The following is a 26,278-nucleotide window of genomic DNA, read 5'->3' as shown; positions in this document are numbered from 1 at the left end:
CTGGGGTGCGTCAGCGGAGTCGGTCGGCGAGGGCGGCGCGCGCGGCGGCCTCGAGCTTTTCCTTGATCAGGTTCAGCTGGACCGCGGTGTTGCGGTTGATGCGGTCCGTCATGCCCTCGTCGTCGAGCGGAGCCCCGTCCTTCATGTGGAAGTCCTGGGTCCACCGCATCCGGACGCCGTCGGCCTGCTGGGTGTACTCCCAGCGGATGTTCATGTACTCGAACGGTCCGGTCTCCACGCGGTGGGCGCGGACGGTACGGGTCGCCACGTCGGTGGTGCGCCGGGAGACCCAGCTCCACACCTTGCCGTTCTCGTCCGGGTGCAGGGCGAGGCGGAAGGTGACGGTCGGGCCGTCCTGCTCCAGGACTTCGGCGACGGAGTACTCGCTGAACAGCTCGGTCCAGGACGCCACATCGTTCGTGCGCTCCCAGACGAGGTCCAGCGGGGCGTCGATGACGACGGAGTTGGAGGTGTGGCCTGCCATCAGACTCGTCCCTCCGGGAGCGGTGCGGCGGTGCGTTCGCGCATGACGTGCTGCCTTTCACTCGGCGGGGTCAGGTGAGGTGGTCGGTGCGGTCCCCGGCGCCCACGACCAGCGCGGCGGCGAAGCCGCCGTGTCCGCGGGCCAGGACCACGGCGGTCCGGGGCGCGGTGTGCCGTGGGCGGTCGACGACCAGGTCGATGCCCAGAGACCCGGCGGGGTGGTAGACGCCCGCGGTGTGCGGGACCACGCCGGAGCTCAGGCTGAGCAGGGCGGTCGCCACGTCCAGGGCGGCGCCGCCCGCGTAGAGCCGGCCGGTGAGGGTCTTGGGCGCGGTCACCGGTACCCGGCCGGCGCCGAACACCGCGTTGATCGCGGCGGCCTCGGCCGCGTCGTGGTGCGGGACACCGGCGGCGTCGGCGAAGACGACGTCCACGGCGCCCGCACCGAGCCCGGCGTCCGCGAGGGCCCGGCGGATCACCGAGGTGAGCACGGGCGGACGCGCGGAGCCGGCGGGCGGGTCGAACCCGGCCGCGTAGCCGAGGATGCGGCCGTAGTGCCGGGCGCCCCGCTCGCGGGCGCCCGCCTCCGTCTCCACGGCGAGCATGGCCCCGCCCTCGCCCGGCGCATAGCCACCGGCGGCCTCGTCGAAGGGGAGGTAGGCGCGGGTCGGGTCCTCCTCGGTGGACAGCGCGCCGGTGGACAGCTGGGCGGTGAGGCCGTACGGGCACAGCGAGGCGTCCGTGCCGCCGGCCAGCACCAGCCGGGAGCCGCTGTCCAGCAGCCGCCGGGACTGGCCCAGCGCGTCCAGGCCGCCGGCCTGCTCGGCGCAGATGACCCCGCAGGGACCGCGCATACCGTGGCGGATGGAGACCTGGCCCGTGGTCGCCGCGTAGAACCAGGCGATCGACTGGTAGGCGCCCACCCACGCCGGGCCCTGTTGGTACAGCTGCTCCATCTCGTGCTGGCCGAACTCGGTGCCGCCGGAGGAGCTCGCGGTGACCACGGCCATCTCGTACTCGGGCAGCCGTGCCGGGTCGGCGCCCGCGTCGGCGAGCGCCGCCTGGGCCGCGGCCAGGGCGAAGTGGGTGTACCGGTCGGTGCGGCTGACCAGGGACCTGGGAATCTGCTCCCGGGCCTCGAAGTCGGGCACCTCGCCGGCCACCCGGACCGGGTACGTGGACGGGTCGAAGCGTGTGATGCGGCCCAGCGCGCTCTTGCCGGCCAGCACGGAGTTCCAGTGGTCGCGGACCCCGATGCCGGTGGGGGCGACCACGCCGAGGCCGGTGACGACCGCGGGACGCCGTCGCCCGTCGGGTATGCCCAGGGCACTCATGCCGCCTCCCTTGCGCTCACGGCGCCGGGGCGGCCGAGGACCATGGCGCTCTGGAAGCCGCCGAACCCGCTGCCGACACTGAGCACGTGGTCCATGCGGTGCTCGCGCGCGGTGACCGGCACGTAGTCCAGGTCGCACTCCGGGTCGGGGACCGCCAGATTCGCCGTCGGAGGCACCACCTGATGGCGCAGGGCCAGCGCGCAGGCCACCACCTCCAGCGAGCCGATCGCACCCAGCGAGTGGCCGATCATCGACTTGATGGAGCTGACCGGCACGTCGTAGGCGCGCTGCCCCAGGCTTCGCTTGAACGCGGCCGTCTCGTGCCGGTCGTTCTGCTTGGTGCCCGAGCCGTGCGCGTTGATGTAGTCGATGTCCTGCGGGTCGAGCCGGGCCCGGTCCAGGGCGATGCCGATGGCCTCGGCCATCTCCCGGCCGTCGGGCTTGAGCCCGGTCATGTGGTAGGCGTTGGAACGGCTCGCGAAGCCGGCCACCTCGGCGTAGGCGGTGGCGCCGCGGCGCCGGGCCGCTTCGGCGTCCTCGATCACCATGACCGCCGAGCCCTCACCGAGCACGAAGCCGTCGCGCCGGGCGTCGAAGGGCCGGGAGGCGGCGGGGTCGCCGTCGGTGTGGGGCGTCGTGGCCTTGATGGCGTCGAAACAGGCGGAGGTGATGGGCGACAGCGGGGCGTCGGTGGCACCCGCGATGACGATGTCGGCGGTGCCCTCTTCGATGAGCTGGACCCCGTGGGCGACCGCGTCGAGACCGGAGGTGCAGCCGGTGGAGATCAGCGCGACCGGGCCCTCCGCCCCTGCCTGCCAGGCGACTTCGGCCGCCAGCGTGCTGGGGACCATGTAGCCGTACAGGTGCGGCACACCGTAGGTGTGATCGACGAGCCAGTGCTTACCGCCCTCCGACAGGACCTTGTACTCGTCCTCCAGGCCGGTGGTGCAGCCGACGGCGCTGCCGATGCTGACGCCGATACGGCCCGGGTCGCCGGCCGCGATGTCGATGCCGCTGTCCGCGATGGCTTCCCGGGCGGCGACGACCGCGAACTGGGCGGCCCGGTCCATCCGGCGGACTTCCTGCGGACTCAGGCCGGCGGCCACCGGGTCGAAGTCACACTCCGCGGCGACCCGCGAGCGGAAGTTCGACGCGTCGAAGAGGCTGATCCCCCGGGTGGCCGTACGGCCGGCCGAAAGCAGGTCCCAGTAGGCGTCGCGGCCGATGCCGCCGGGGGCGACGGCGCCGACCCCGGTGATGACGGCGCGACGGCTCATCGGGCCGCTCCGACGTCCGGGTTGGCGCCGCCCTCGACGAGCGGGGCCTCGGTGTCGACGTGGCCGAGCTCCGGGCGCGGTGCCAGCGGTGACAGATGGAAGACCACCCGCGCCGGCTCCTGGCCGGAGTTGACCAGCCGGTGGCGGACGCCGATCGGGACGAGCAGGGAGTCGCCCGGGCCGAGGCGTACCGGCTCACCGTCGAGGGTGATCTCCAGGTCGCCGGAGACGACGTGCAGGAACTCCTCGGAGTACGGGTGCAGATGCTCGGTGACGTACTCCTCCGGGCTCAGGCACAGCGTCCCGCCGAAGCCGGAGGTGCAGCCGACGGTGCGCGGGCTGAGGGTGATCCGGATGTCGCCGCCGCGCTTGCGGTTGGCGGCGACATCCGCCGAGTTGACCTTGGTGGGGCTCGCCGCGGCGGTCATCGGGCACCGCCGCCCAGGCTCGGCGCGGACGGCGGGGTGATGGCCGGTCCGTCCTGCGGCGACCAGGAGTAGAACGGTACGGCCATCGCGTCGCGCGGTTCGCGCCAGTCCGGGTCGTACGGCGAGATGAACTCCTGCAGGCGGGTGTTGATGTCGTTGTACAGCGGGTGGCTGCGCGCCTTGTAGAGGTTCGGGCCGATGTCCTGCTCCGCCTCGACGAGGTGGAAGTACAGGTTGTGGAAGGCGAACAGGGTCCGCCTGGAGACGCCCACCATCTCTGGCAGGCCGGTGCTGTCCGAGTCCGCGAAGACCCCGGCGACGCCTTCGGCGTCAGCGAGGTTCATACGCGCCACGATCAGTGTGCGGTGCACGGTGCCCTCCTGGCTTCTTCGGTCGTTGTCCCACCCTCGTGGAGGGCTCTCGAAGCTTTCTTGAAGAGGTCTGGACCGTCTGGACCGTCGGCCTGTGCGCTCACAGGCGCAGGTCGATCCGGTACTCGGTCATCCAGGTCTCCAGCTGCAGCACCATCTCCATGCCGGCCCGCTCGACCCAGGCGAACGCGCCCTGGGGCGAGTTGCCCGCGTTCAGTGCCGCGGCGGTGGCCGAGGCGTCGAGCAGCCCCGACACCGCGGCGTTCCGGTCGGTGGCCAGCTCGGCGAACCTGCGGCGCACGAAGTCGCCGTAGGCCGCTTCCTGCGTGGCCGGGTACGCGCTCTTCTTGCGGTGCAGCACGGCCTCGGGCAGCAGGTCGGCGACAGCGGAGCGCAGCAGGCTCTTCTCGACGCCGTCCACCCGCTTCATGGCGGCCGGCACGTTGTAGACGTACTCGACGAGTGCGCGGTCGCAGAACGGCGGCCGCAACTGCACTCCGTGGGCCATGCTCATGCGGTCGGCACGGTCGAGGTGGGTGGGTGCCCATCGGGTGAGGGCCAGGTAGGTGACCTCACGGGCCCGGCGCTCGGCGGGGGACTCGGTGCCGACCTGCGGCACCTCGGCGAGCGCGTCGCGGTAGTGCTGGTCGGCGTAGCCCATGAAGTCGAGTTCCTTGCGCAGCTGCCGGTCGACCATGGAGGTGCCCAGGCCGCCCGCCGCGGCGTCGTGGCCGCGTTCGAAGGAAACCCACGGGAAGGTCTGGGAGTTGCTGTGCTGCGGGTCGTACGCCCAGAAGTAGCCGTTGAAGACCTCGTCGGCGGTCTCGCCGGAGAGCACGGCGGTGAAGCCCGCTTCGCGCAGCCGGGCGAAGAACTGCATGAGGGAGACGTCCATGTCGCCGAGCGGGGACGGAGCGTCCTGGACGCGCAGGGCGGCGGCGTGCACCTCGGGGTCGGTGAGGGCGGCCATGTCGAGGAGGATCTCGGTGTGTTGCGAGCCGATGTGCGCGGCCGCGAGCGTCGCGAAGGGCGCGTCGGGGGTGGCCCGCATCGTGGGGTGCGGCTCGAAGTTCTCGGTGTACCCCGCGAAGTTCACCGAGAAGCTGCGCAGCGGGCCGCCTCGGCCGCCCAGTGACTGTTGGGCGAGGGCCGTCAGGGCGCTGGAGTCGATGCCTCCGGAGAGCATGGCGCCCACGGGCACGTCGGCGCCCAGGTGGGAGGTGACGGCGTCGCCGAGCAGCCGGCGGACGGTGGCGACGGTGTCGTCGAGGCTGTCGGTGTGCGGCCGGGCGGGCAGCGACCAGTAGCGCTTCTCCCGGCTTCCGGCGCGGCGTACGACCAGCACATGGCCGGGGACGACCTCGCGCATGCCGCGGTAGACGGCCGTGCCGGGCTTGCGGCTGTGCGCGAACAGCTCGCGCAGGCCATCGGCGTCCACGACCGGGGCCACATCGGGGTGGGCGAGGATCGCCTTGGGCTCCGAGCCGAAGATCACGCCGGTGGGGGTCGGGTAGTAACTGAGCGGCTTGACGCCCAGGCGGTCGCGGGCCAGCAGGAGTTCCTGGCTGCGGACGTCCCACAGGGCGAGGGCGAAGAGGCCTTCGAGGTGGGTGAGGAAGTCGGCGCCCCACTCCAGGTAGGCGTGCAGGGCGGTCTCGCCGTCCCCGCCGCCGGTGAACCGGTGGCCTTTCGCGGCCAGTTCGGTGCGCAGCGCGGAGTGGTTGGTGAGGGCTCCGTCGAGGGTGAGGACCGCGACGGTGGTGCCGCCTTCGGTGGTGTGGGCGACGGGCTGTCGGCCGGTCTCCGTCACGTCGAGGAGGGCCAGGCGCCTGTGGGCGAGCGCGGCATGGCCTTCGAGCCAGCTGCCCCGGCCGTCGGGGCCGCGGTGGGCGAGGGTGTCCGCCATGGCCTCGACGACGCCGGTCTGCGGGGCCAGGTCCCGGTCGAAGTCGACCCAGCCGGCGATTGCACTCATCGGGCGGTCCTCTCATTCTTGGCGAGTTCGCCGGTGCCGCCGGTGTCCCCGGTGTCATCGGCGAGCGTGACGGTGACGAGGGCGAGCGGGATGCCGGTGACGGCGGCGCGGAAGTCTTCCAGGGTGGGCGCGGACCGGCTGTCGTCGACGGTGATGCCGAGGCGACGCCGGGCGGCCTCCGCGCCGTAACGCTCGTACAGCTCCAGGTATCCCCTGGCGGTCGGCTCCGGGTCGGTGACCAGCTCGAAGCGGGCGGCGGTGCGTTTGCCGCGCCAGGTGAGTTCACCGTCGGCGCCGCCGCTGAAGTTGTGGCGCCAAGCGCTGCCGGAGGCTATGTACAGGGCGTCGCCGATGCGGTGGACGCCCGCGGGGACGGTGTAGCCGCGGCCGCTGCGCCGTCCGGTGAAGTGCAGCAGCGCGAGGTGCGCCGCGACCGGGCCGGGGTCGGGCCGGGTGAGGAGCGCGGTCATGCGCGCGTTGGCGGCGGCCCGGTCCTCGTCGCCGGGCAGGGCCCGGGCGATGCGCGGGCGTGTCACGGCGGTCCGCTCGTCCCCGGCGGTCATGACAGGACCACGGCGGCGGCGGTGAGGGCGCAGCCCGCGACGGCGAAGCAGGTACGCAGCAGGTGCCAGTCGCGCCACTGGGCGCGGGGGTCGTCCCACCCGGGACCGATGTCCTCCGGCCGGGTCTTCTTGACCCGGGTGTTGATGGGTACGTTGCGGGTCTGCGAGACCACCGCGACGCCCACCATGGCCAGCGCGCCGGCGATGAACAGGACCCGCGGCCCGGTTTCCCCGGCGCGCACGGCGAAGGCGGCGTCGACGACGACGGAGCCGCTCACGATGAACGGCATGATCCGGTCGTACCGCTTGCCGAGCAGCTTGTGGGTGTCGACATAGCGGTCGGGGGTCATCGCGATCAGCGCCGGCATCACGCTGATCGCCACGGCGAACAGCACGCCCGCCACCATCCCGGTGCCCAACAGCACCAGCACACTCAGGGTTTCCACCACGGCCCGGGGCCTCCCGTCCAGCATTGCTCGTCCGATGCGCTCCGAAGATTCCAGCCGTCCCTCGCGTGCCGCTCGAAGCGGTCTGGACAGGCCGGCCCCGCGGCCCCGCCGCGCAACGGGCGCCCGTTCGGAGCCCGAGCGGCCCTCTAGCCGGTCCGTGTTGGCTGGCCGGGAGTGTCCATCGCCGTATCGAGACGGAACGGCAACGAGACGAGGGAGCACATCCGGTGGCGGAGCGAACCGACGTGTTGATTGTGGGCGGCAGCATGGTGGGCCTGGCCCAGGCGCTGTTCCTCGCCCAGCAGGGCATCCGGCCGGTGCTCGTCGAACGGCACCCGCACATCTCGGCGCACCCGCGGGCGCAGGCGGCCAGCCCCCGCACGATGGAGTTGATGCGCGCGCTGGGCCTGGAGCGGGCGGTGCGCGCGCAGGAGAACCCGCACGCGCAGTACGGCGACATCATGCAGGTGGAGTCGCTCGCGGGCGCCGAACTCGGCCGGTTCGACGGGCCGTTCCGGCACGACCCGGACGAGGTCAGCAGCACCGGCTGGACGCTGATCGGCCAGGACCGCTTCGAGCCGGTGCTGCGCGCGAAGGCCGAGGAGCTGGGGGCGGACATCCGTTTCGGCACCGAGCTGGTCGGCTACGAGCAGGACGCCGACGGGGTGACCGCGGTCCTGCGGGATGTGCGGCACGACACGGAGACCACCGTCCGTGCCCAGTACCTGATCGCCGCTGACGGGTCCCGCAGCCCGGTCCGCGACGGGCTGGGCATCGGCATGCACGGGCAGGGCGTCTTCGGCCGCCAGATGAACGTCATCTTCCACGCCGCGCTCGACGAGTACGTCGCCGACCGCGAGTTCTTCCTCTGCTTCGTCAGCAACGACAAGGTCAAGGGCGTGCTCGGCCGGCTCGACAACGCCGACCGCTGGGTGCTGGCGCCGAGCCTGCCGCCGCAGGAGACCCACGCCGAGTACTCCGAGGAGGACTGCGTCGAGATGGTGCGGGCCGCGGTCGGCGTGCCGGACCTGGACGTCGCGGTGGAGACGAGCACCAGCTGGGAGATCGCCGCGCGGGTCGCGGACCGGTTCCGCTCCGGCCGGGTGCTGCTGGCCGGTGACGCGGCCCATGTCATGCCGCCCACCGGTGGCTTCGGCGGCAACATGGGCGTACAGGACGCGCACAACCTGGCGTGGAAGCTGGCGCTGGTGCTGCGCGGGCAGGCCGGGGCCGAGCTGCTGGACACGTACGAGCAGGAGCGTGCCCCGGTCGCCGAGTTCACCGTCGAGCAGGGCGTGATCCGGTATCTGCAGCGCAGTGGCCTGGACGAGGAGGTCGCGGCCCGGCACCGTCCGGAGACCACCGTGCTCTTCGGCCATGTCTACCGCTCGGGCGCGGTGGCGGCCGAGCCGGGCGCGGACGACGGCGCCCCGGTGGAGGACCCCACCCAGCCCTCCGGCCGGCCGGGCACCCGGGCCCCGCACATCGATGTGCGCGTCGACGGCACGGACACCCCGCTGCACGACCTGCTGACGGGCGGCTGGTGGCTGCTGGCCGGACCGGACAGCGGCCAGTGGGAGCGCGCGGCAGCCGACGTCTCCCGGCTCACCGGCATCGGCATCGCCTTCCACGAGGTGGGCGGCCAGGAGCCGCCCGACGCGGTCGAGAAATTCCTCAAGAAGTACGGGATCACCGCATCCGGCGCCGCGCTGGTCCGCCCGGACGGATTCCTGGCCTGGCGCGCGACCCACCGGCCCGCGGACGCGCCGGCCGAGCTGTCGGCGGTCGTCCACCGCCTGCTGGCACGTACGGTCTGACCCCGTGCTGTCACGTACCGTCTGACCCCGGCCGGCCGCCCGGGCCGCCCGCTCTTCCCCGTCCGCAACGACTCGGCGCGCCTCCCGATGACGGGAAGCGCGCCGAGTCGTTCCGCCGGGCTGCGGTGCCGGTCGGTCCAGGGCTCAGTCCAGGGCTCAGTCCAGGGCGAGGATCTGCCGCAGCAGGCCGGTCATGGTCTGCCCGATGTCGCCTTCGGGGCCGTTCGGCGAGCGCCAGGCGACGAAGCCGTCGGGGCGGACCAGGACCGCGCCGCCGTCGGAGATGCCGTACTGCCGGGTGAAGACGCCCTTGGTGTCGGCGTAGTCGCCGCCCTCTCCGATGCCGTGGACCCTCAGCACCACGCCGAGGTCGCGTGCGGCCGCAGCGGCGGCGGCCCACGGGGCGGCGGGTCCGGCGGTCAGCAGGGTGAAGCCGACGGGAAAGAGGTCGACGGTGGAGAACGGGCCGTGCTCCCCCTCGACGACCACGTGCGGGGCACGGGTGCCGGGCCGGCCACTGGGCTTGTCCGGGTCCTCGGTGACCGTCCACAGCGCCGGGTCCTCGGCGGCGAAGGCGCCCGCCGGATAGGCGTACCCGAAGGTCATGGTGGTCTCGTCGACCAGGTCGGCGGCGACGTCCTGGAACTGCTTGCCCTCGCGGACGGCGAACCGCAGCATCGCCTGACGCACCGTCTCCTCGGCCACCGGACGGCGCTCAGCGTCGTAGGAGTCGAGCAGGGCGGCGCCGGCCTTGCCGGCCAGCACCAGGCCCAGTTTCCAGGCCAGGTTGTAGGCGTCCTGGATGCCGGTGCTGGCACCGAAGGCGCCGGTGGGCGGCATGACGTGCGCGGCGTCCCCGGCGATGAGGAAACGCCCCGCGGTGAAGGTGTCGGCGACCCGCGCCGAGATGTCCCAGGCGGGCATGTCGACGGACTCGATCGTCAGCGGCAGGCCGGGGACGCCGACCGCCGCCCGCACCAGTTCGGCACAGCGCTCCGGGGTGAAGTCGTCGGCGCTCTGTCCCTTGTCGGGGAAGAAGGAGACGTTGATGACCCACTTGCGGTCGTTGTCGATCGGGATGATCGTGCCGCGCACCTCGGAATTGTTGACGTACGCGGCGATGATCCGGCGGCCGCGCAGTGCCTCCTCCAGATCGGCGTCGAAGAAGAAACTCACCAGGTTGGTGAGGGTGCCGCGGCCGTGGGCGCCGATGCCGAGGAGTTCGCGGACCGGGCTGCGGCTGCCGTCCGCCGCGACCACGTACCCGGCGCGCAGCTCGGAGCGCACGCCGGTGCCGAGGTCGGTGAGGGTGGCGGTCACACCGTCCGCGTCCTGGGTGGCCGCGTCGAGCCGGGTGTGGAAGCGCAGGTCGACGCCGACCTCCTCGGCCCGCTCGCGCAGGATGGGCTCCAGTTGGTTCTGGTCGATCAGGGTCCACTGGGCGGGGCTGATCCGGCTGATGTCCTCGATGGAGGCGTTGGGCATCCGGACCCGCTCCTTGCCGGCGAGGGTCTCGACGTGCACCAGATCGGTGTTGCCGGAGATCGGCGAACGTCCGGCCTTGACCCGCTCCGCCATGCCCACGGCACGGTAGAGCTCCATCGTGCGCGGGTTGATGGCCCGGGCCTTGGGATGCGTGGAGGTACCGGGGTGGCGCTCCACCAATGTCGCCCGCACTCCGTGGTGGGCGAGGAACACGGCAGCGGACAGGCCCGCGAGGCCGCCGCCGACGATGAGTACGGGCACCTGCTGCTGGCTCATGGTGATTCCTTGGGTGGTCGGGGTGGGCGGCTCACGCCCGGGCGGTCATCGGTCCGCGGTCACCAGCGTGTGGGTGCCGAGCAGCGGCTGCGCGGCGCCGTCGGTGAAGCCGGCCGCACTCAGCCAGGTACGGAGGTCCGCGACGCGGTACTCGGAACCGTCGGGGCTGACCAGACGCATGTGGAGGCTGGACAGCAGGCGCTCGGCGTCGCGGCGCTCGTCGTCGATCATCCGGTCGTAGACGAGGACCTGCCCGCCGGGGTTGACGGAGTCGTGGACGCGGCGGAGCAGCTCCCGGCGCCGGTCGGTGTCGAAGCCGTGCAGGATGTGGCCGAGCACGATGACGTCGGCCTTCGGGATGTCGTCCGTGAAGAAGTCGCCGCCGGTGAACTGGATCCGGCCGCCGAGGCCCAGCCGGCCGGTGTGCTCGGTGAACAGCGGACGGGTGCGCTCGAGGTCGAACACGCCGCCCTGCAGATGCGGGTGTTCCGTGACCAGTACGGAGGCGAGGTTGCCGCGCGCGCCGCCGAGGTCGAGGACGGAGGAGTGCCGGCTCCAGTCGATCCGGCCGGCCAGCTCGATGCCCATCCGGTCGCTGTACGCGTCGAGGCCGGCGAAGAAGCGCTTCATCTTCTCCGGGTCCTTGTGCTTGTCCCCGACGAAGCCGCCCTTGTCGGGGTCGAGGTACTGCGGGGCACCGGTGGTCAGCGCCTCGGTGAGCCGGCCCCACGTGCTGTAGAGGGTCTCGTTGGTCAGCTCCACGAACCCGCCCAGGTAGGTGGAGGCGCCGGGCACCAGGTACGCCTGGGCCAGCGGGGCGTTGCCGTAGCGGTCCTCGGTGCGCTCCAGCAGGCCGAGGCCCGCCAGCGCGTCCAGGAAGTCGGCGGCCATGCGCGGGTGCAGGCCGGTCGCGGCGGCGACGTGGTCCGCGTCGGCCGGCCCCTCGGCGAGGACACCGAAGACACCGAGCGTCACGGCGCTGTGCAGCACCTTGGCCGCACAGTCCGCGATGGTCAGCTTGATCAGCGGACCGGGATCAACCGCAGCGGCCGTCGTACGGACATCGGTCGTTGTCACGCAAGCCTCCTGGCGAGCTCAGGGACACAGGTCTTCCTCCGACGATGGCCGGTTCGCGTGGAGTACCGCTCGAAGCGGCCTGCAGCGTTACAAGGCGAAGGACCGCCTCTCCCACGGCAGTTCGCCGTGCGGGAGGCGGTCCTTCGACCACGCGCCACGATCAGGCGGGCGCGGCTCGCCCAGGAGTGGCCCGGTTACTCGGCGACGTGCCGGGTGGGCCCGGTGGTACCGGCCCAGGCGGCCAGGGCAGCGCGCAGGCCCTCGGCGATCTCGTCGGCGGGGGTGGTCCTGTCAGCGGCCCAGGCGACATAGCCGTCGGGCCGGACGAGGACACCTGCCAGGTCCGGCTCCTCTTCGCACGTGGCCACGACGCGCCTGACCCGGTCGGCCCCTTCCTGCCCTGCGGCCCACTCCTCGAAGACCTCGGCGACCGCCGGGCCGCCGGCCAGGTCGAGCAGCACGAACCGGCCTTCGTGCAGGAACTTCGGAAGGGTCTCGCCGCCCTCCTCGGTCTCCAGCCTCAGATCACGCGCGAAGTCGCCGAGCAGGCGGTGCGGAGCCCCCGCGAGGTCGTAGCGGACCCGGACGCCGCTGAGCATCTCGGCGACATGGCGGTTGACCGGGTCCTTGACCATCAGGTCCTGGAAGAGCTCGCGCAGTGGGGTGACGTACGGGTCGGGGTTCATCAGCGCGATCTGGGCCCGGGTGTTGGACAGGACCTGGCGAGCCGGCTCCTGTCGCTCTCCGTCGTACGTGTCGAGCAGCCCCTCGGGAGCCCAGCCGTTGACCGCGGCGGCGAGCTTCCAGCCGAGGTTGAAGGCGTCCTGCAGTCCGAGGTTGACGCCCTGCCCGCCCACGGGGAAGTGGGTGTGCGCGGCGTCGCCGGCCAGGAAGACGCGGCCCTCGCGGTAGCGCTCGGCCTGGCAGGCGGAGTCGGTGAACCAGGACAGCCAGCGCGGCTCGCTCGCCCCGAGGTCATCGCCCCAGATCTCGCGCAGGCTCTCGGTGAACTCCTCCAGCGTCAGCTCGGAGCCCGCCTCCTTGCCCTGCTCGAAGTCGAAGGTGGCGACGCGGTGGTACTTCTCGTCCAGCGGTACGCAGAAGAGCAGGCCGCGCTCCGTGCGCTCCATGCCCATCGGCGCCTTCTCCCGGTCGGCGAGGACGACGTCGGCCAAGCGCGCGGTGACGCGGCCGCCAGTGCCCGGGAATCCGATGCCCGAGGACCTGCGCACCAGGCTGCGGCCGCCGTCGCTGCCGACGACGTACTGGGCGCGCAGTGTGTACGTGCCGTCGGGCCCGGTGACGTCGACCTCCGCACCGTTCTCGTGCCGGCGGACGGCGGTCACCTCGTGGCCGCGGCGGATGTCGGCACCGAGCTCCAAAGCGCGCTCCTCCAGCAGCCGCTCGGTGCGGGTCTGCTCGGAGAGCAGCGCATAGTTGTGGGCGCTGTCGAGCAGCGCGAAGTCGACCCAGACGTCGAGGCCGGCGAAGTGGCCGTTGTTCCACGAACGGGCGCCGTCACGGAAGCCCTCGACGAGGCCGCGGCGGTCCAGCGACTCCAGCGAACGCGCGTGCAGGCCGAACGCCTTGGAGTGCGGGGTGCGTTCGGGGAGGCGTTCCAGTACGGCCGTGGTGACGCGGCCGAGGCGGAGTTCGGAGGCGAGCAGCATGCCCACCGGACCTCCGCCGACGATGAGGACATCGAAATCAAAGTCCTGGGTGTCCGGCATTGCAGTCCTTCCGGAGAGAGGTCGATGCAAGACATGCTTGTTGTCGATGAGTTGGTGAGGAGAGGGGCAGTCCCCGTCGGGATGACCGCTCAGCGTCCCAGTATCCGGCGCAGTACCGATTCGAGCGCCGCGCCTTGTTCGGCGGCGGGGACGGAGGCCGGGGCACGCCAGGCGACGATGCCGTCCGGACGGACCAGGACGGCCCCCTCGGCGCGCACGCCGTAGGCCTCGCCCCAGCGGCCCTGCCGGTCGACCAGCCCTCCGTCCTCGACGGTCGGCGCGATGCGGTGGAAGGCGATGTCCACACCGAGCGCGGAGCCGGCCGCCGCGGCCGCCTTCCCCCAGGAGTCTTTGTCCCGCGCAGCCAGCAGGACGAAGCCCGCACCGAACAGGTCCAGCGTGGCCACCGGCGCGCCGTCCCGCTCCAGCATCACGTACGGGGCACGAGTGCCGGGCTCGCCACGCAGCGCGCGTGGGTCGTTGGTCAGGGGCAACGGCTCCGCGCCGGCGTCATGGACGAAGGCGCCGGAACCGTATGCCTGACCCATCGTCACCTTCATCGCGTCATCGGTGGCGGCCTTCTGTTCCCGCGTCGCGGTGCCCGAGCGCACGGCGAGCTGGAGCGAGCCCTGACGGGCCGTGTGGACCCCGACCGGCCGGCGCTCCTCCTCGTAGGTGTCGAGCAGGGCGGTGCCCGCGACGCCCTTGAGGACGAGGGCCAGCTTCCAGGCCAGGTTGCACGCGTCGGCGATGCCGGTGTTGGCGCCGTAACCGCCGGTGGGCGGGATCTGATGGGCGGCGTCGCCTGCGATCAGCACCCGGCCCTGGACGAATTTCTCGGTGACCAGCTCGGCCATGTCCCAGGGAAAGCGGGAGCGGATGGTGACCTCGACCGCGTCCGACCCGATCGCGGCGGAGACGAGTGCGCTGCACCGGGCGTCGGTGAAGTCGTCGAGGCTCTCCCCCTTCTCGGGGTCGTAGCCGACGATCAGGGTGCCCTCGGTGAGGGTGTCATCGTGCACGAGGATGCCGGTGACCGTGTCGTTCTTGACGTGTACGACGCTGTAGCGGCGGTCCCCGAGGGCCGCGCCGAAGTCGGCGCCGAACGCGATGCTGACGTGCTGGGAAAGGACCCCGCGGCCGGCACGCGCGAGGCCGAGGGACTCCCGTACGGTGCTCCGCGGCCCGTCGGCGGCCACCAGGTAGTCGGCGCGCAGGGTGCTCTCGACGCCGTGCTCGTCCTTGACGACCGCGGTGACGCCGTCGTCGTCCTGGGTGAAGGAGACCAACTCGGTACTGAACCGCAGGTCGGCGCCGAGCTCCTCGGCGCGTGCGCGCAGGAGGGGCTCCAGCCGGTCCTGGGGCAGCAGGAGCAGCTCGGACGGGGTGAGGTCCGCGAGCTCGTCGCCGCCCGCCAGCTCCTCCTTGCTGAAGAGGACCTCGCCGGCGAGCGACACCACGCCGGCCCGGGTCCTGTGTTTCTCGAACCCGGCCGCGGCCGCCTTCGCGGCCTCCTCCACTCCGACGGTGCGCAGGAGCTCGGCGGTGCGCGGGTAGTACCCGACCGCGCGGGGGTGGATGGAGGTACTGGGGTGCCGCTCGACCACGGTGCAGGGCACGTGGTGATGGGCGAGGAACACCGCCGTGGACAGGCCGACCAGGCTGCCACCGATGATCAGTACACGTCTGCCGTTGTCAGTCACCAAGAACCCCTCTCGCGCTGAGCTGTCGGGCCGATCGTGGCAGTGGCCGGTGGACCTGGACTCGAAGCCTGCTCGGACGGTCATGCCTTGACGGCATACGTCGACCAGGCGCTGTCCGCCTGGAAGCCGAGCCGGCGGTTGAGCGCGACGACGGCGTCGTTGCGGACGTCGTTCCATGCCTGCACCAGGGCCAGGTTCTCGTTCTCACCGGCGGCCCGGACCAGCAGGTTCGCCTTGAGCCAGGTGCCCAGGCCCCGGCGCCGCCGATTGCCGAGCACGAGGGTCTCCCCCGCATCGGCCATCGGGCTGTCCCGGACGAAGAGGGTGGCGTACCCGGCGACCTCGCCGGTCTCGGCGTCGACAGCGGCGCTCGCATACTGCCGGTGTCCGGCCCGCTCGCCCTCGGCCTCGCGCGCGCGGACGTCCTCGGCGGTGGGGGTACGGACCCGCGCCTGTCCGTTGACGGGGGCGTCCAGGGTGCCCCAGGCGCGGGCGTAGGAGTCGACGAGCTCGTCCGGACAGCGGTCGGTCCACTGCACCAGGCGGTGGCCGGCGACCGCGCGGGCGGCGAGGTCGTCGAGCCCCGCGCCGGCCGGGCCGCGCAGGAAGAGACGGTTGCGCAGGTTGGTGCCCCGGAGTTCCGCGCCGCAGACGGAGACGAAGGCCGCGGCGGCGGGTGTGTCGGGGGCGTCGATGACGAGGTGGCTTCGGCCGCGGACGCGCAGTTCGGCGCGGGCGGCGTCCACCAAGGCGGTGCCGGCGCCACGGCGGCGGAAGGAGGGGAAGACCCACAGCGACCCGTGCCCCGGCCCCGTCGGGTCGCCGAGGTCGAGGCCGAGCTTGGTGCAGCCGACGGGCCGGTCGCCGTCGAAGGCGGCCAGGATGATCCGGTCGGCGCCGTGCCGCCGCTGCAGCAGCCGGGCCAGCAGCGCCGCCGAAACCGGGGGGTCGCCGGGCAGTTCGAGGCTCATCGTCTCCTGGAAGCCCGGGAGGAGAAGGGGGACCGTGGTCGGATCGTCGCCGTCAAGGCTGCGGATTTCCATACGGTCATGGTTCTCGGTGGCGGTGGTACGGGCGTGGAGCGGGACTCGAGCCCGGGGGCACCGCACGGCCCCCGGGCCCGAACCCGGCTCTCAGGGCGTGATGCTCTGCGCGTGCCGGAAGAAGCCGTCGGGGTCGTAGGCGCGCTTGATGTCACGCAGGCGGGGGGCGTTCTCCGCGTACGTCTCGCTCTCCCAGTTCTCCGGTATGCGCGAGTCGGGGAAGTTGAGGTACGAGCCGGTCGCCAGCGGGGCGAGGGCCGCGCCGCACCGGTCGGCCCACTCGTCGTACCGGGCCGGGCCCCGAGCGGCCTCTTCCTCGTCACGAGTGGCGATCTGAAAGCCGGTCAGGAAGTGTGCGTCGCGGTGCACGTATGCGGTGCTGGTGCGGTCGACGCGGTTGGCGGCGCCGCCCAGCGCCATGCACAGCAGGTAGCGCTCACCGTCCAGGTCCGGGTTCCACGCCTGCAGCAGGGCGTTGGCCTCGTCGTGGTCGGCCGCGCGTCCGGTGAGCCGGTAGGCCTGGCGGGTGTACGGGTGGCGGTGGCCGATCGCGTCGGGGTGGGTGCCGACGCGATGGCACTGCTGGACGGTCTTGGAGCCGCACAACGCCTCGTGCATCACGTCCGCGTACACGCCCGGTGCACCGACCTCGCGGTGCAGCGGCTTGGTGCGGGCACGCTCGGTGAGCTCGTCGAGGGCACGCTCCAGGTCCTCGGGCATCCCGTGGTGCACGCCCCAGATCTTGACGACCGGCCTGCCGCCCGGCCCGAACATGCCGGGCAGCACCACCAGGGAGGTGCCGAGGTCGTCGGAGCCCTCCACGGCCCAGGCCTGCCAGGCGACCAGCACGTCGGCCGCGTCCTCGTACGACCACAGGGTCTCGAAGCCGGTCAGCTGCGGGGCGTCGACGGGGCGCAGCTCGAACTCGGTGACGATGCCGAAGTTTCCGCCGCCACCGCCGCGCAGTGCCCAGTACAGGTCCGCGTGCTCGTTCGCGGATGCCCGGACGAGCCGGCCGTCGGCGAGGGCGACCTGCGCGGAGACGATCCGGTCGCAGCCGACGCCGAACTTGCGGGTCTGCCAGCCCAGCCCACCGCCGGTCAGGAAGCCGCCCTGGCCGACGGTGGGAAAGGTGCCGCTGATGATCTGACGGCCCTGCGGCGCCAGGGCGTCGAGCGCATCGAGGGACTGGACGCCGCCGCCGATGCGCACGGTGGGTCCGTCCGCGACGGCGTGGTTCATCCGGGACACATCGATGACCAGGCCCGCACCGGTGGACCAGCCGTTGTAACTGTGACCGCCGCCGCGGACGTGTGCCGGAACGCCGGTCTCCTGGGCGTGGCGCACACAGGCGACGACGTCCTCCGGCGACTCGCAGTAGGCGATGCCCTGCGGCGTGACGCTGTCGTATTCGGTGTTCTGCAACTGCTTGGCGAGCTGGTAACCCGGATCGGACGGGAGAACGAGTTCGCCCTTGAGTCGGTCCCGCAGCATGGGGTTTTCCTCCGTAACGTCTCGGTCCGGGGTACGAGGCGGTGCGCCGTTGGGCCTACTTGTCGATGCCGAACTTGCGCGCGGCGACCTTGGAGCCCTCGTGGCCGCGCAGCAGCGCACCCGTGGGCGAGTAGAAGTTGGCGCCCCCGGTGCCCTCCCAGCGGTCCTCGGAGACGAACTCGCCGCTGACGAAGACATGGGCCTCGCCGACGTGCTCGCCCTCCGGGCTGACGGCGATGATGTGGAAGTTGTACTGGAAGGAGTCCTTGCCGGTGGCCTCCCAGTTGCCCAGACCGATGTTCTTGGCGTTGGCCTGGTAGCAGGTGACGCCGCCGTCACCCGTGAAGGACGCCAGTCCGAACACGGACTTGCCGTCGTCCTCCAGCTCGGTGGTCCAGGTGCCGACCAGCCTCGCGTCGTTCATGTCGATGCTCCTGCCGTGGGTCTCGGGTTGCGTCGTGTGCCGTCGATACGGTGTCACCGCGTGCTGGAGTGGTACTCGAACGGCTCTGCAGCACACAGCGGGCGGCAGGAGTCAGCCACTGCGCCACGTCCCGGCGGGCCGGTGCGGATTGCGGTGCGGGCGGTGCCAGCCGGCGGCCGCGCGCCGCTCCCCGGTGACCGCCGCAGCGGCGGCCCGCGCGGCCAGCAGGGCCGTCAGTACCACCGTGAGTGCGGCGGTCTCCTCCACGCCGGGGCTGCCTCCGGTGATCCGCCAGAGGGGATCACCGTTTCCCTTCTCCCCCGTCATACCGGCGGGTTGCCGTGCTTGCGCGACGGGATGTCCGCGTGCTTCGACCGCAGCATGTCGAGCGCGCCGATGAGCGCGGAGCGCGTCTCGGCGGGGTCGATCACCTCGTCCACCAGGCCGCGCTCTGCGGCGTAGTAGGGGTGCATCAGCTCGGTCCGGTACTCCTTGACCTTCTGTGCCCGTACGGCGTCAGGGTCGTCGGCCGCGGCGATCTCCCGACGGAAGATCACGTTGGCGGCTCCCTCGGCACCCATGACCGCGATCTCGTTGGTCGGCCAGGCGAGCGAGATGTCCGCACCGATGGAGCGCGAGTCCATGACGATGTACGCACCGCCGTATGCCTTGCGCAGGATCAGCTGGACCCGCGGGACGGTCGCGTTGCAGTACGCGTACAGCAGCTTGGCGCCGTGCCGGATGATGCCGCCGTGCTCCTGGTCCACGCCCGGCAGAAACCCGGGTACGTCGACGAGGGTCACCAGGGGGATGGAGAAGGCGTCGCAGAACTGCACGAAGCGTGCGGCCTTTTCGCTCGCGTGGATGTCGAGGACGCCGGCGAAGGCGGCGGGCTGGTTGGCGACGACGCCCGTGACATGACCGTCGAGGCGGACCAGCGCGCAGACGATGTTGTGCGCCCAGTCCGGCTGGATCTCGAAGTACTCGCCGTCGTCGACGATCTCCTCGATGACCGCGCGCATGTCGTACGCCTGGTGGGCGTTGGCGGGGACGATGTCCCGCAGCGCCTCGGTGAGCCGGTCGGCCGGGTCGGCCGAGGGCGCGCGGGGCGCCGTCTCGCGGTTGTTGGGCGGCAGCAGGGTGAGCAGAAAGCGCACGTCCTCCAGGCAGCCGGCCTCATCGTCGTAGGCGAAGGCCGCGACGCCGGAGACGGACGCGTGGACGTCGGCCCCGCCCAGGCCGTTCTGGGTGATCTCCTCGCCGGTGACGGCCCTGACGACATCCGGTCCGGTGATGAACATCTGCGAGGTCTCGCGGACCATGAACACGAAGTCGGTGAGGGCGGGCGAGTAGGCGGCGCCGCCCGCGCAGGGACCGAGCATCACGGAGATCTGCGGGATCACGCCGGAGGCGCGGGTGTTGCGCTGGAAGATGCCGCCGTATCCGGCGAGCGCGGTGACACCCTCCTGGATACGGGCGCCGGCACCGTCGTTGAGGGAGACCAGGGGCGCTCCGGCGGCCAGCGCCAGGTCCATCACCTTGTGGATCTTCTGGGCGTGGGCCTCGCCGAGCGCACCACCGAAGATCCGGAAGTCGTGGGCGTAGACGAAGACGGTACTGCCGTGGACGGTGCCCCATCCGGTGATCACACCGTCGGTGTGGGGGCGCTTGTCCTCCAGGCCGAAGCCGGTCGCGCGGTGCCTGCGCAGGGCCTCGATCTCGTGGAACGACCCCTCGTCCAGCAGCAGTTCGATGCGCTCGCGGGCCGTCAGCTTGCCCTTGGCGTGCTGCCGCTCGGTGGCCTGCTCGTCGGGGCCCCGAGCGGCACTTTCCTTCAGCTCGGCGAGTTCGGCCAATCGGTCCTGTACGAAGCCCTCGGTCTCAATGATCACGCGCTCTCCTTCGGGTTCGACATCCGGCGTGCCAGGTCCCGTTCCACCGCGTCGAGCGGCACGTCCGGGCGGAGCCGCTCCGGATGGCCCGGCGGAGGCGGGGACAGCGTCCAGTCCTCTTCCGGGTCATCGGGCAGGTGAACGGGGGACCACATGGCACCGGCCGTGGCCAGCATCCGGCCGATGCACCGCAGGAAAGTGACGGATCTGGAGCCGAAGCCCACGGGCCTGCCCCTTACCGAGGACCTGGTCGTCCATATGGGCATGGACCGGCCTCCTCATACTTGTGGTACGCGATGTCGCACTCGGTCAACGGTCGGCCATGGGGCTCAAGAGCACTTGGAGACCCGCTCGAGGGCCAGGCGCATGAGCGTGCGTGCCAGGCCCTCCGCGTCGGCCGGGCCTCCGCCGTACGTCACCACGAGTGGACCGGCCGCTCCCCCACCGGTGACGCGCCGGGCGATCTCGTGCGCGGGGTGTCCGCTGCCCGACCAGCCGGCCAGCAGGAGACGGCGGCCCGGGAGCAGTACGGTGCGCAGTGCCTCCGCCGCCGCGTCGGGCGCTTCGGTACCAGAGCGCAGGGCGAGCAGCCGCTCGGGCCCGGTGTGGCTCGCCAGTACCGCGCTGTAGCAGGTGTGTTCCGCGCCCGGCGGCGGGACGAGACACACGGTCCCGGCGTCGGGCCCCCGGCCCTCGCGCAACTCGGTGAGCACGCCGTGGTCGCGCCGCACACCCCGCGCCGCCATCCGGGGAACGTCGGTGTCACGCAGCGCCTCCAGCGCCGCGGCGATGGACCCGGTGCCGTCGGTGCGGTCCGTGAACTCCCGCAGTAACCGCATGCTCTGGGCGAGGGCCTTCGCCGCCTCGGTGTCGTCGAAGCGGCTGCGGTCGTAGACGGCCGTCACCACCAGGTCTCCGAGGTGGTCGAAGGAGGTGATGAGTGCGATCGCCGGCGTGCTGGTGACGCCGGTGCTGCGGGGCGGCCCGACCCGGATGCCGTGGTCGGCGAGTTCCGCCAGGAGACCGTCCGGCGGGCGCTGGGGCGAATCGAAGACGAGGGCCGTGCCGAAGAGACCGTCGGCGGCCGGGCAGCCGGTCCAATGACGTATGTGCTCCGTGCTCACCCATTCGTACGCGGAGATGTCGAGGGCCCTGTCCCGCAGGGCCGTCAGCAGTTGGCCCACGCCGGCCGTGGGATCGACACCGACGGTCATCGGCAGGATGTTCCGCAGCGGCCCGGGCAGTTGCTCGGCGCCCTCCAGAGAAATACCACGGCCGCCGACCGAGACTCCGAAGCTCACCGTGGCCGGACCCGTGGCGCCGGCGGCACGGTACAGCAGCAGGGCCCAGGCGGCCTGCAGCGCGGTGAACTGGGTGCCGCCCCAGGAGGCGGCCCAATGACCGAGCCGTACCGCGTCGGGCCGGGGCAGACGGTGTGAGGTACGTCCGAAACCGGTGAGACCGGTGGGTGCCCCGGCACGTGCCGGGTGCAGTGCCGTACCGGGCCGCCAGACCACTCCTGACCAGAACTCGCGCGCCGGGCCGAGGTCCTGTTCACTGAGCCAGCGCGCGTAGTCGCGCAGGTCGGGGCGGCGCTCACCGCCGCCCGCGCGGCCGTCCCGCAGGTATGCGCGGTAGAACTCGCGCAGCAGAAGTCGGACGCTCCAGCTGTCGACGAGCGCGTGGTGGTAGGTGAGCAGGACGAGCGTCGTGTCCACCGCTCCGCCGTTGCCCGCATGGTCGTCGAACAGGGTGATCCGCAACGCTCCGGGACGGTGCGGGTCGATCCCGCGGCTGCGGTCGCGTTCCAGCAACCGGGCCCAGCTGACGTCGGTGCGCGACAGACGTACGACCTGGGCAGTGGCCCTGCCGTGCAACACGACACGGGAGTGGCTGCGGTCGAAGGCTGCGCGCAAAAGCGCCTCGTTGTCGAACACGGATTGCCATGCAGCGATGAACCGCTCGCTGTCCAGCGGTCCCTGCCAGGCCCAATGAAGCTGCTCGATGTGATGCCCCGCACCGGGACGGTCCAGGCACGCGGCGAGCAGTTCACGCTGGCGGGGCGTGGCGGCGATGGCCGGTCCGGCGGCAGGCATGGGCGCCCCGTCCTTCCCGGCGTCCGCCAATGCCTCCAGTACGGTGCGCAGGAGGCCGCTCAGGGCGTCGATTGCGGTCTCGTCGCCGCCGTCAGCGGTACGGGAGTACCACTCGGTCCGGACGCGAAGTCTGTCGCGTTCGACATGGCTGGAGACTTCGATCCCGTAGACGGAAGCACTGTGGGCAGGCTGGGGCCGCCGGTTCGGCGCGGGGTCATCGAGCACGAAGTTCTCGCAGTACGGGAGCAGTTGTTCCGGCGGGTGGTGAGTGAAGCAGGCCGATGTCGGGCGCGGTGCGCCGAGCGGGAGTGGGGTGGCGCCGATGGAGCCGCACGGGTCGGTGTCGGGCGTGAGCGCGGGTGCGACGGCGGCAAGATAGTGGCCGGGCGACAAGTGCCGGTCGCTGTCGAACCGTACGGACCGTATGCGGGAGTACGGCCCGATAGCGCGCGCATACCCGGGGAGGCCGTCGCGCCCGTCGGTGCGCAGGTCGAAGGTGACGTCGTGGGTCTGGTCCCAGCGGGCCAGGGCCTGGCCGAACGCCCCCGCGAGCAGTTCGGCGGCCAAGAGCCCGTAGCGGGCCGGAAGGACCTCGGTGAGCGCCCTGGTCGCTTCCGTCGGCAGTACGAAGTCGCTGCGGCACATTGGTGGCCGCTGCGCCCCGGAGGCGGCCGGCCGCGCAACGGCGGACCGGTCATCGACGCCCGCGCGGCCGCGGGTCACACCCCCGCCGGCAGCGGTCAGCTCGCGCATCCGGTCGGCCCACTCCTCGAACCGGCCCGCGTCGCTCTCCGGGCGGGGCAGCGTGCCGGCTCCGAGCGCGGTCAGCGCCGCGTCCAGGTCCTCCAGCAGGATCCGCCAGGACGCCAGGTCGGCGGCGAGGTCGTGCACGGCGATGAACAGCCGGTCGCCGTCGGCCGGAGCCCCTTCGCCGCGGCCCCTGACGTGCAGAGCCCGCAGCAGTACGCCGGTGTGCGGGGCGAGGCCGCGGCGGGTCGCGGCGACCGCCTGCTCGACTGCCGGGCGATCGGTGCACTCGATCGTCCGCAGCGGGTCCTCGCAGCCGGTCCCGTCATACATGCCGGTGGTCAGCGGCAGCCGGCCCTCGGGATTCGGCGGAGTGCGCGCGGTCAGCATCGGGTGGGCGGCGATGACGGCACGCAGTGCGCGTCGCAGTACATCCTCCTCGACGCGGTGGGACAGCCGGAGCAGGACACTGTGGTGCGCACGGGACGGCCCGCCGTGTGCGGAACGCAGAAGATCGCGTTGGCCAGGACTCAGCGCCACGGAACCGGCCGCCGTGGTCAGCAGATCGGCGAGCATCCCCACGGGGAGGTCCCGGATCGGCTGTGCGGGCCACCGGCCCCGGTACCCGGCGAGGCGCACGGTGTGGTGGGCGGTGCCGTGTCGTTCCAGGTGAGCGTGGAGCACGCCGCCCTCATCGACATGTGCGGCCCCGTTGGTGCCGATGCACCAGGCGTGCAGTTCCGGATGGCGTGCGACGACGCAGGCGAGGGCCCTCTCCAGCACGGCCGGGTCCAGGGCGCCGTGGAGTTCGAGGACCGGCCCCGCCGCGACCACGGTCATCGAAGCCGCCGCGGAACGGCCGCTGGTCATGCGCTCCCTCGTTGAGCGGGGCCGATGCGGCCGCGCGGCGGTGCGGCTTCTTCGGACAGCAGCCGGGTCACCAACGTCATGGACCGCTCGTCCACGATGCCGCGGGCCGGAATTCCCGATACGGAACCGTGGCCGTGAGCGGCCACGCTGAGCAGCCACCGGCCCAGGACCCGGTAGGTGCCGAAGGCCCACGCACCGCGGCAGGCCGGCGTGCCGTCCGGCGCGAGCAGCCCTCCGTCATGGCCCGCCGGCACGTCTCCCCGGATGCCGGGCGCGAGGTCGAATTCGCCGAACCGCAAACGCAGTCCCTGTCCAAGTGCCTTGGTGTACGCCTCCTTCAGGGTCCACAGGCGCAACATGGCGGCCGTCCGCTCGGGCCCGTCGAGGTACTGCAGTACGGCCTGTTCGGCGGGCGTGCACACGCGGTCGAGCAACACGTCGTAGAAGAGCGCGCGCGACAGTGGTTCCGCGTCGATGCCGATCCTTCCGACGCGGCTGATGCCCACCGCGATGAGGTCACCGGTGTGGGTGAGGCCCACGTCGACGCCGCGCAGGCCCCGCAGGTACGGACGCCCACCGATCTTGTACGCGAGGTCGAGTTCCGCGGCTTTGGTGCCCAGCGCGGCCGCCGCCGTGTACTTGAGGACGAGCCGGGCGGCGGCGAACCGATGACGCGCGGCGGGATCGGCGGTACGCCGGTAGTGCTGCCAGTCACGGCCGAGCAGGTGGCGCAGCCGGGGCTCGGCCGTGACCGCGGTCGGCCACTCCCCCGAGTTGGTGTGGACGACCGCGTTACCGCGTCGCTGAAGGCTTTCGCGGACCTCGTGCCATGGGCCGTCCGGCCCGCGCACGTGCACGGGGGCCGCGAGGCGCGGCGCTTCCGTCATCAGGGTGGCGTCCCTCCCGGGGTGCGTCACAGCGCGAGTTCCATGCCGTCGAGGTCGAGGCCGCGGCCGGCCCGGTGGCGCCGCAGCAGTTCGTCGAGTACCTCGGTGACGCAGTCGTCCGGCACGTCCGGCACCGTGCGGCCCAGCCGCCGTCCGAGCCGGGACAGTGCGACCACCGCCCAGCCGGGGTCGGCGAGAAACGGGTCGTCCCCTTCCTGGCCCTCCCAGACCCCGAGGACGGCGGCCGCTGTGGCGACCAGCCCGTACCGGTCGCTCAACGCACCCGCAGCCGGGCCCGACAAGGCGACATCGGACAGGGCGGCACACTGCTCGCGCAGGAGGCGCAGTTCACCGAGGAACGCTTCGGCCAGTCGCCCGAGCAGGGCGTTCCGGCCGCCGGCCGACCGGACGCGGGAGAGCCGGTCGGCGGCGCCGACGAGGGACGCGGCCAGGAAGTCCTTGCCTCCCGCGAAGGTCAGCAGCCGGTGGTCCAACGGTGGCAGGTCCGCCCGGCCGCGGAACACATCGGGTGGTGGTTCCTCCTCCACCAGCCAGGATCCGGTCGCCAGCGTGCTCAGCTGCGGAACGATCACCGCCTGGCAGGAGGCGGCTCCGGCACGTCCGATGCCGACGGCCGGCAGGTCCCGCACCAGCTTGGCGAGGATTTTGTGGACGAGGCCGCCGTCCCGCCGGCCGTCCGGGCGGAGGACGGCACAGAGTTCCTCCAGAGCGTCCTGGAGCAGGAGGGGGACCACATAGGCGGCTGCCACGGTCGGGACGTGAGCCCGGTCGGGCAACACGCTCGCCGCCCGCAGACACACCGTCACCATGGCGTCGCAAGCGAGCAGGTCACTGAAGACCCCTGCGAGCGGGCGGTGCCAACGCCGGGCGGGCCGTCCGGCGCGCCCTTCGGTGGCGGCTCGTACAGCGCAGCGCAGTACCGGGTCGACAGCCGCGATCACGGCTCCGGCGACGACGCACCGGTTGACGTGATTCGTACGCAGGGCCAGGGTGGCCCCCTCGCCGATGCAGCCCACCAACGCGCCCTCGGGTACCGGGCAGTCGGCGAACCGCAGCCCGGAGAAGACCGCGGCGCGCATCCCCGCTGTCGCGACCCGCGGCAGCCGGTGCAGCCGGTCGTCCGGGAGCCGCGCCGGGTCGAGGAGGAACACGGAGTGGTCGCGCGCCTCGGGGGCGCCGGTGGTGCGGGCATGGACGACATAGACGTCCGCCCGCGCTGCATCGATGATGACGTGCCTGCGGCCGCCGAGGGACAGCCCCCCGTCGGCCGGCCCCCGCACGGTGAACGCGTCGCGCAGCACTCCCCCGGCCGGCGCGAGCCCGGGGTGCGCGACGGTGAGCCGCCCGCCGCCCAGCAGAAGCCGGGCGGTGGAGCGCCGTTGCACGTCGGTGCCGGCGGCCCACACCGCGGAGGCGGCGAACAGCGACGTGAGGCCGCACCCGAAGCCGAGGGAGACATCGCGTCGGAAGACGGGACGCAACACCCGGACCAGCGAATCGGCGCGGGTCAGCGCGCCACCGCACCGGGCGGGGACGAATTCGGCCGCCAGCCCCGCCGCCGCGAGCAGCAGCTCAGCGGCCTCCGGCGGGCGGCGCTCCCTGTCGGCCGCGAGGAACGCGCGGAAACCGTGTGCGTTCACCGGGTCGTACGGGTCACCGAGCAGCGCGTCGAGGAGAGCGGCTCGGTGCAGCGCGGTGGTCCGGTCGTCCACGACGGTTCACCCCCTTCTCCCGGCCCTGTGGCTCTCCGACCACCTGTGACGACCTTCGGACATGCCGCTCGTGACACGGTGGAACGCGGTTGGAACGTCATGGACGTCATGGACGTCATGAAGC

Annotated in this window: 22 protein-coding genes; 1 reads left to right on the top strand and 21 read right to left on the bottom strand. The window is 72.3% G+C overall.

Annotated features, from left to right (window positions below; all coding sequences use genetic code 11):
• Positions 1-10 precede the first annotated feature (10 nt).
• From ABT381_RS01610 to ABT381_RS01575, 8 genes are all read right to left on the bottom strand, one after another.
• Positions 11-484, bottom strand: coding sequence for an SRPBCC family protein (locus ABT381_RS01610; protein WP_351586418.1), 474 nt, complete (start codon positions 482-484; stop codon positions 11-13).
• Between the two features lie 70 nt (positions 485-554).
• Positions 555-1,817 carry a ketosynthase chain-length factor gene (locus ABT381_RS01605; RefSeq protein ID WP_351586416.1) on the bottom strand — a complete coding sequence of 421 codons (1,263 nt, stop codon included), beginning with the start codon at positions 1,815-1,817 and terminating at the stop codon, positions 555-557.
• A complete protein-coding gene (locus ABT381_RS01600; protein WP_351586414.1) occupies positions 1,814-3,094 on the bottom strand; it encodes a beta-ketoacyl-[acyl-carrier-protein] synthase family protein in 1,281 nt (426 codons plus the stop codon). The genes ABT381_RS01605 and ABT381_RS01600 overlap by 4 nt, the downstream gene beginning before the upstream one ends.
• Positions 3,091-3,522, bottom strand: a complete 432-nt coding sequence (locus ABT381_RS01595) for a cupin domain-containing protein (protein ID WP_351586412.1) — start codon at positions 3,520-3,522, stop codon at positions 3,091-3,093. Before ABT381_RS01595 ends, ABT381_RS01600 begins: the two co-directional genes overlap by 4 nt.
• Positions 3,519-3,893 carry a TcmI family type II polyketide cyclase gene (locus tag ABT381_RS01590; protein WP_351586410.1) on the bottom strand — a complete coding sequence of 125 codons (375 nt, stop codon included), beginning with the start codon at positions 3,891-3,893 and terminating at the stop codon, positions 3,519-3,521. The genes ABT381_RS01595 and ABT381_RS01590 overlap by 4 nt, the downstream gene beginning before the upstream one ends.
• A 100-nt stretch (positions 3,894-3,993) precedes the next feature.
• Positions 3,994-5,868, bottom strand: coding sequence for an asparagine synthase (glutamine-hydrolyzing) (asnB, locus tag ABT381_RS01585; protein ID WP_351586408.1), 1,875 nt, complete (start codon positions 5,866-5,868; stop codon positions 3,994-3,996).
• Positions 5,865-6,431 carry a PNPOx family protein gene (locus ABT381_RS01580; RefSeq protein ID WP_351586406.1) on the bottom strand — a complete coding sequence of 189 codons (567 nt, stop codon included), beginning with the start codon at positions 6,429-6,431 and terminating at the stop codon, positions 5,865-5,867. Before ABT381_RS01580 ends, asnB begins: the two co-directional genes overlap by 4 nt.
• A complete protein-coding gene (locus ABT381_RS01575; RefSeq protein ID WP_351586404.1) occupies positions 6,428-6,880 on the bottom strand; it encodes an anthrone oxygenase family protein in 453 nt (150 codons plus the stop codon). Before ABT381_RS01575 ends, ABT381_RS01580 begins: the two co-directional genes overlap by 4 nt.
• 227 nt (positions 6,881-7,107) lie before the next feature.
• On the opposite strand from ABT381_RS01575, the gene ABT381_RS01570 reads away from it, so the two are divergent.
• Positions 7,108-8,697 (top strand): FAD-dependent monooxygenase, encoded by a 1,590-nt coding sequence (locus ABT381_RS01570; RefSeq protein ID WP_351586402.1) that lies wholly within the window; start codon positions 7,108-7,110, stop codon positions 8,695-8,697.
• A 156-nt stretch (positions 8,698-8,853) separates the two neighbouring features.
• Here the strand turns inward: ABT381_RS01570 and ABT381_RS01565 are convergent, their stop codons facing one another.
• From ABT381_RS01565 to ABT381_RS01505, 13 genes are all read right to left on the bottom strand, one after another.
• Positions 8,854-10,458, bottom strand: a complete 1,605-nt coding sequence (locus ABT381_RS01565; RefSeq protein ID WP_351586400.1) for an FAD-dependent oxidoreductase — start codon at positions 10,456-10,458, stop codon at positions 8,854-8,856.
• Positions 10,459-10,503: 45 nt separating this feature from the next.
• Entirely contained in the window at positions 10,504-11,535 is a 1,032-nt protein-coding gene (locus ABT381_RS01560; RefSeq protein ID WP_351586398.1) for a methyltransferase, read from the bottom strand.
• A 194-nt stretch (positions 11,536-11,729) separates the two neighbouring features.
• Positions 11,730-13,265, bottom strand: coding sequence for an FAD-dependent monooxygenase (locus ABT381_RS01555; RefSeq protein WP_351586396.1), 1,536 nt, complete (start codon positions 13,263-13,265; stop codon positions 11,730-11,732).
• 89 nt (positions 13,266-13,354) lie between these two features.
• On the bottom strand, positions 13,355-14,968 hold the full coding sequence (locus ABT381_RS01550) for an FAD-dependent oxidoreductase (RefSeq protein ID WP_351586395.1): 1,614 nt from the start codon (positions 14,966-14,968) through the stop codon (positions 13,355-13,357).
• An 80-nt stretch (positions 14,969-15,048) separates the two neighbouring features.
• The gene (locus ABT381_RS01545; RefSeq protein ID WP_351586393.1) at positions 15,049-16,011 is read right to left on the bottom strand and encodes a GNAT family N-acetyltransferase; all 963 of its coding nucleotides are present in this window, start codon (positions 16,009-16,011) and stop codon (positions 15,049-15,051) included.
• A 90-nt stretch (positions 16,012-16,101) separates the two neighbouring features.
• On the bottom strand, positions 16,102-17,505 hold the full coding sequence (locus ABT381_RS01540; RefSeq protein ID WP_351586391.1) for an FAD-binding oxidoreductase: 1,404 nt from the start codon (positions 17,503-17,505) through the stop codon (positions 16,102-16,104).
• Positions 17,506-17,560: 55 nt separating this feature from the next.
• Positions 17,561-17,929 carry a hypothetical protein gene (locus ABT381_RS01535; protein ID WP_351586389.1) on the bottom strand — a complete coding sequence of 123 codons (369 nt, stop codon included), beginning with the start codon at positions 17,927-17,929 and terminating at the stop codon, positions 17,561-17,563.
• A gap of 111 nt (positions 17,930-18,040) precedes the next feature.
• Positions 18,041-18,256 carry an acyl-CoA carboxylase epsilon subunit gene (locus tag ABT381_RS01530; protein ID WP_351586388.1) on the bottom strand — a complete coding sequence of 72 codons (216 nt, stop codon included), beginning with the start codon at positions 18,254-18,256 and terminating at the stop codon, positions 18,041-18,043.
• On the bottom strand, positions 18,253-19,821 hold the full coding sequence (locus ABT381_RS01525) for an acyl-CoA carboxylase subunit beta (RefSeq protein ID WP_351586386.1): 1,569 nt from the start codon (positions 19,819-19,821) through the stop codon (positions 18,253-18,255). The genes ABT381_RS01530 and ABT381_RS01525 overlap by 4 nt, the downstream gene beginning before the upstream one ends.
• Complete coding sequence (locus ABT381_RS01520) at positions 19,818-20,087, bottom strand: DUF6059 family protein (RefSeq protein WP_351586385.1); 270 nt, start codon at positions 20,085-20,087, stop codon at positions 19,818-19,820. Before ABT381_RS01520 ends, ABT381_RS01525 begins: the two co-directional genes overlap by 4 nt.
• 63 nt (positions 20,088-20,150) lie before the next feature.
• The gene (locus ABT381_RS01515) at positions 20,151-23,534 is read right to left on the bottom strand and encodes a condensation domain-containing protein (protein ID WP_351586384.1); all 3,384 of its coding nucleotides are present in this window, start codon (positions 23,532-23,534) and stop codon (positions 20,151-20,153) included.
• A complete protein-coding gene (locus tag ABT381_RS01510; protein ID WP_351586382.1) occupies positions 23,531-24,451 on the bottom strand; it encodes a 4'-phosphopantetheinyl transferase family protein in 921 nt (306 codons plus the stop codon). Before ABT381_RS01510 ends, ABT381_RS01515 begins: the two co-directional genes overlap by 4 nt.
• Positions 24,448-26,154: an acyl-CoA dehydrogenase family protein gene (locus ABT381_RS01505; RefSeq protein WP_351586380.1), complete on the bottom strand. Its 1,707-nt coding sequence runs from the start codon at positions 26,152-26,154 to the stop codon at positions 24,448-24,450. Before ABT381_RS01505 ends, ABT381_RS01510 begins: the two co-directional genes overlap by 4 nt.
• Positions 26,155-26,278 lie beyond the last annotated feature (124 nt).

Source organism: Streptomyces sp. NPDC000151, from assembly GCF_040301705.1.
Taxonomy (GTDB): domain Bacteria; phylum Actinomycetota; class Actinomycetes; order Streptomycetales; family Streptomycetaceae; genus Streptomyces.
This window is presented reverse-complemented; position numbering and strand designations above follow the sequence as displayed.

Coding starts and splice junctions, on each gene's coding strand:
- asnB (WP_351586408.1), bottom strand. CDS start 5,868: ATGAGTGCAATCGCCGGCTGGGTCGACTTCGACCGGGACCTGGCCCCG.
- ABT381_RS01535 (WP_351586389.1), bottom strand. CDS start 17,929: ATGAACGACGCGAGGCTGGTCGGCACCTGGACCACCGAGCTGGAGGAC.
- ABT381_RS01540 (WP_351586391.1), bottom strand. CDS start 17,505: ATGCTGCGGGACCGACTCAAGGGCGAACTCGTTCTCCCGTCCGATCCG.
- ABT381_RS01555 (WP_351586396.1), bottom strand. CDS start 13,265: ATGCCGGACACCCAGGACTTTGATTTCGATGTCCTCATCGTCGGCGGA.
- ABT381_RS01580 (WP_351586406.1), bottom strand. CDS start 6,431: ATGACCGCCGGGGACGAGCGGACCGCCGTGACACGCCCGCGCATCGCC.
- ABT381_RS01530 (WP_351586388.1), bottom strand. CDS start 18,256: ATGACGGGGGAGAAGGGAAACGGTGATCCCCTCTGGCGGATCACCGGA.
- ABT381_RS01520 (WP_351586385.1), bottom strand. CDS start 20,087: ATGCCCATATGGACGACCAGGTCCTCGGTAAGGGGCAGGCCCGTGGGC.
- ABT381_RS01565 (WP_351586400.1), bottom strand. CDS start 10,458: ATGAGCCAGCAGCAGGTGCCCGTACTCATCGTCGGCGGCGGCCTCGCG.
- ABT381_RS01610 (WP_351586418.1), bottom strand. CDS start 484: ATGGCAGGCCACACCTCCAACTCCGTCGTCATCGACGCCCCGCTGGAC.
- ABT381_RS01605 (WP_351586416.1), bottom strand. CDS start 1,817: ATGAGTGCCCTGGGCATACCCGACGGGCGACGGCGTCCCGCGGTCGTC.
- ABT381_RS01545 (WP_351586393.1), bottom strand. CDS start 16,011: ATGGAAATCCGCAGCCTTGACGGCGACGATCCGACCACGGTCCCCCTT.
- ABT381_RS01515 (WP_351586384.1), bottom strand. CDS start 23,534: ATGACCAGCGGCCGTTCCGCGGCGGCTTCGATGACCGTGGTCGCGGCG.
- ABT381_RS01600 (WP_351586414.1), bottom strand. CDS start 3,094: ATGAGCCGTCGCGCCGTCATCACCGGGGTCGGCGCCGTCGCCCCCGGC.
- ABT381_RS01595 (WP_351586412.1), bottom strand. CDS start 3,522: ATGACCGCCGCGGCGAGCCCCACCAAGGTCAACTCGGCGGATGTCGCC.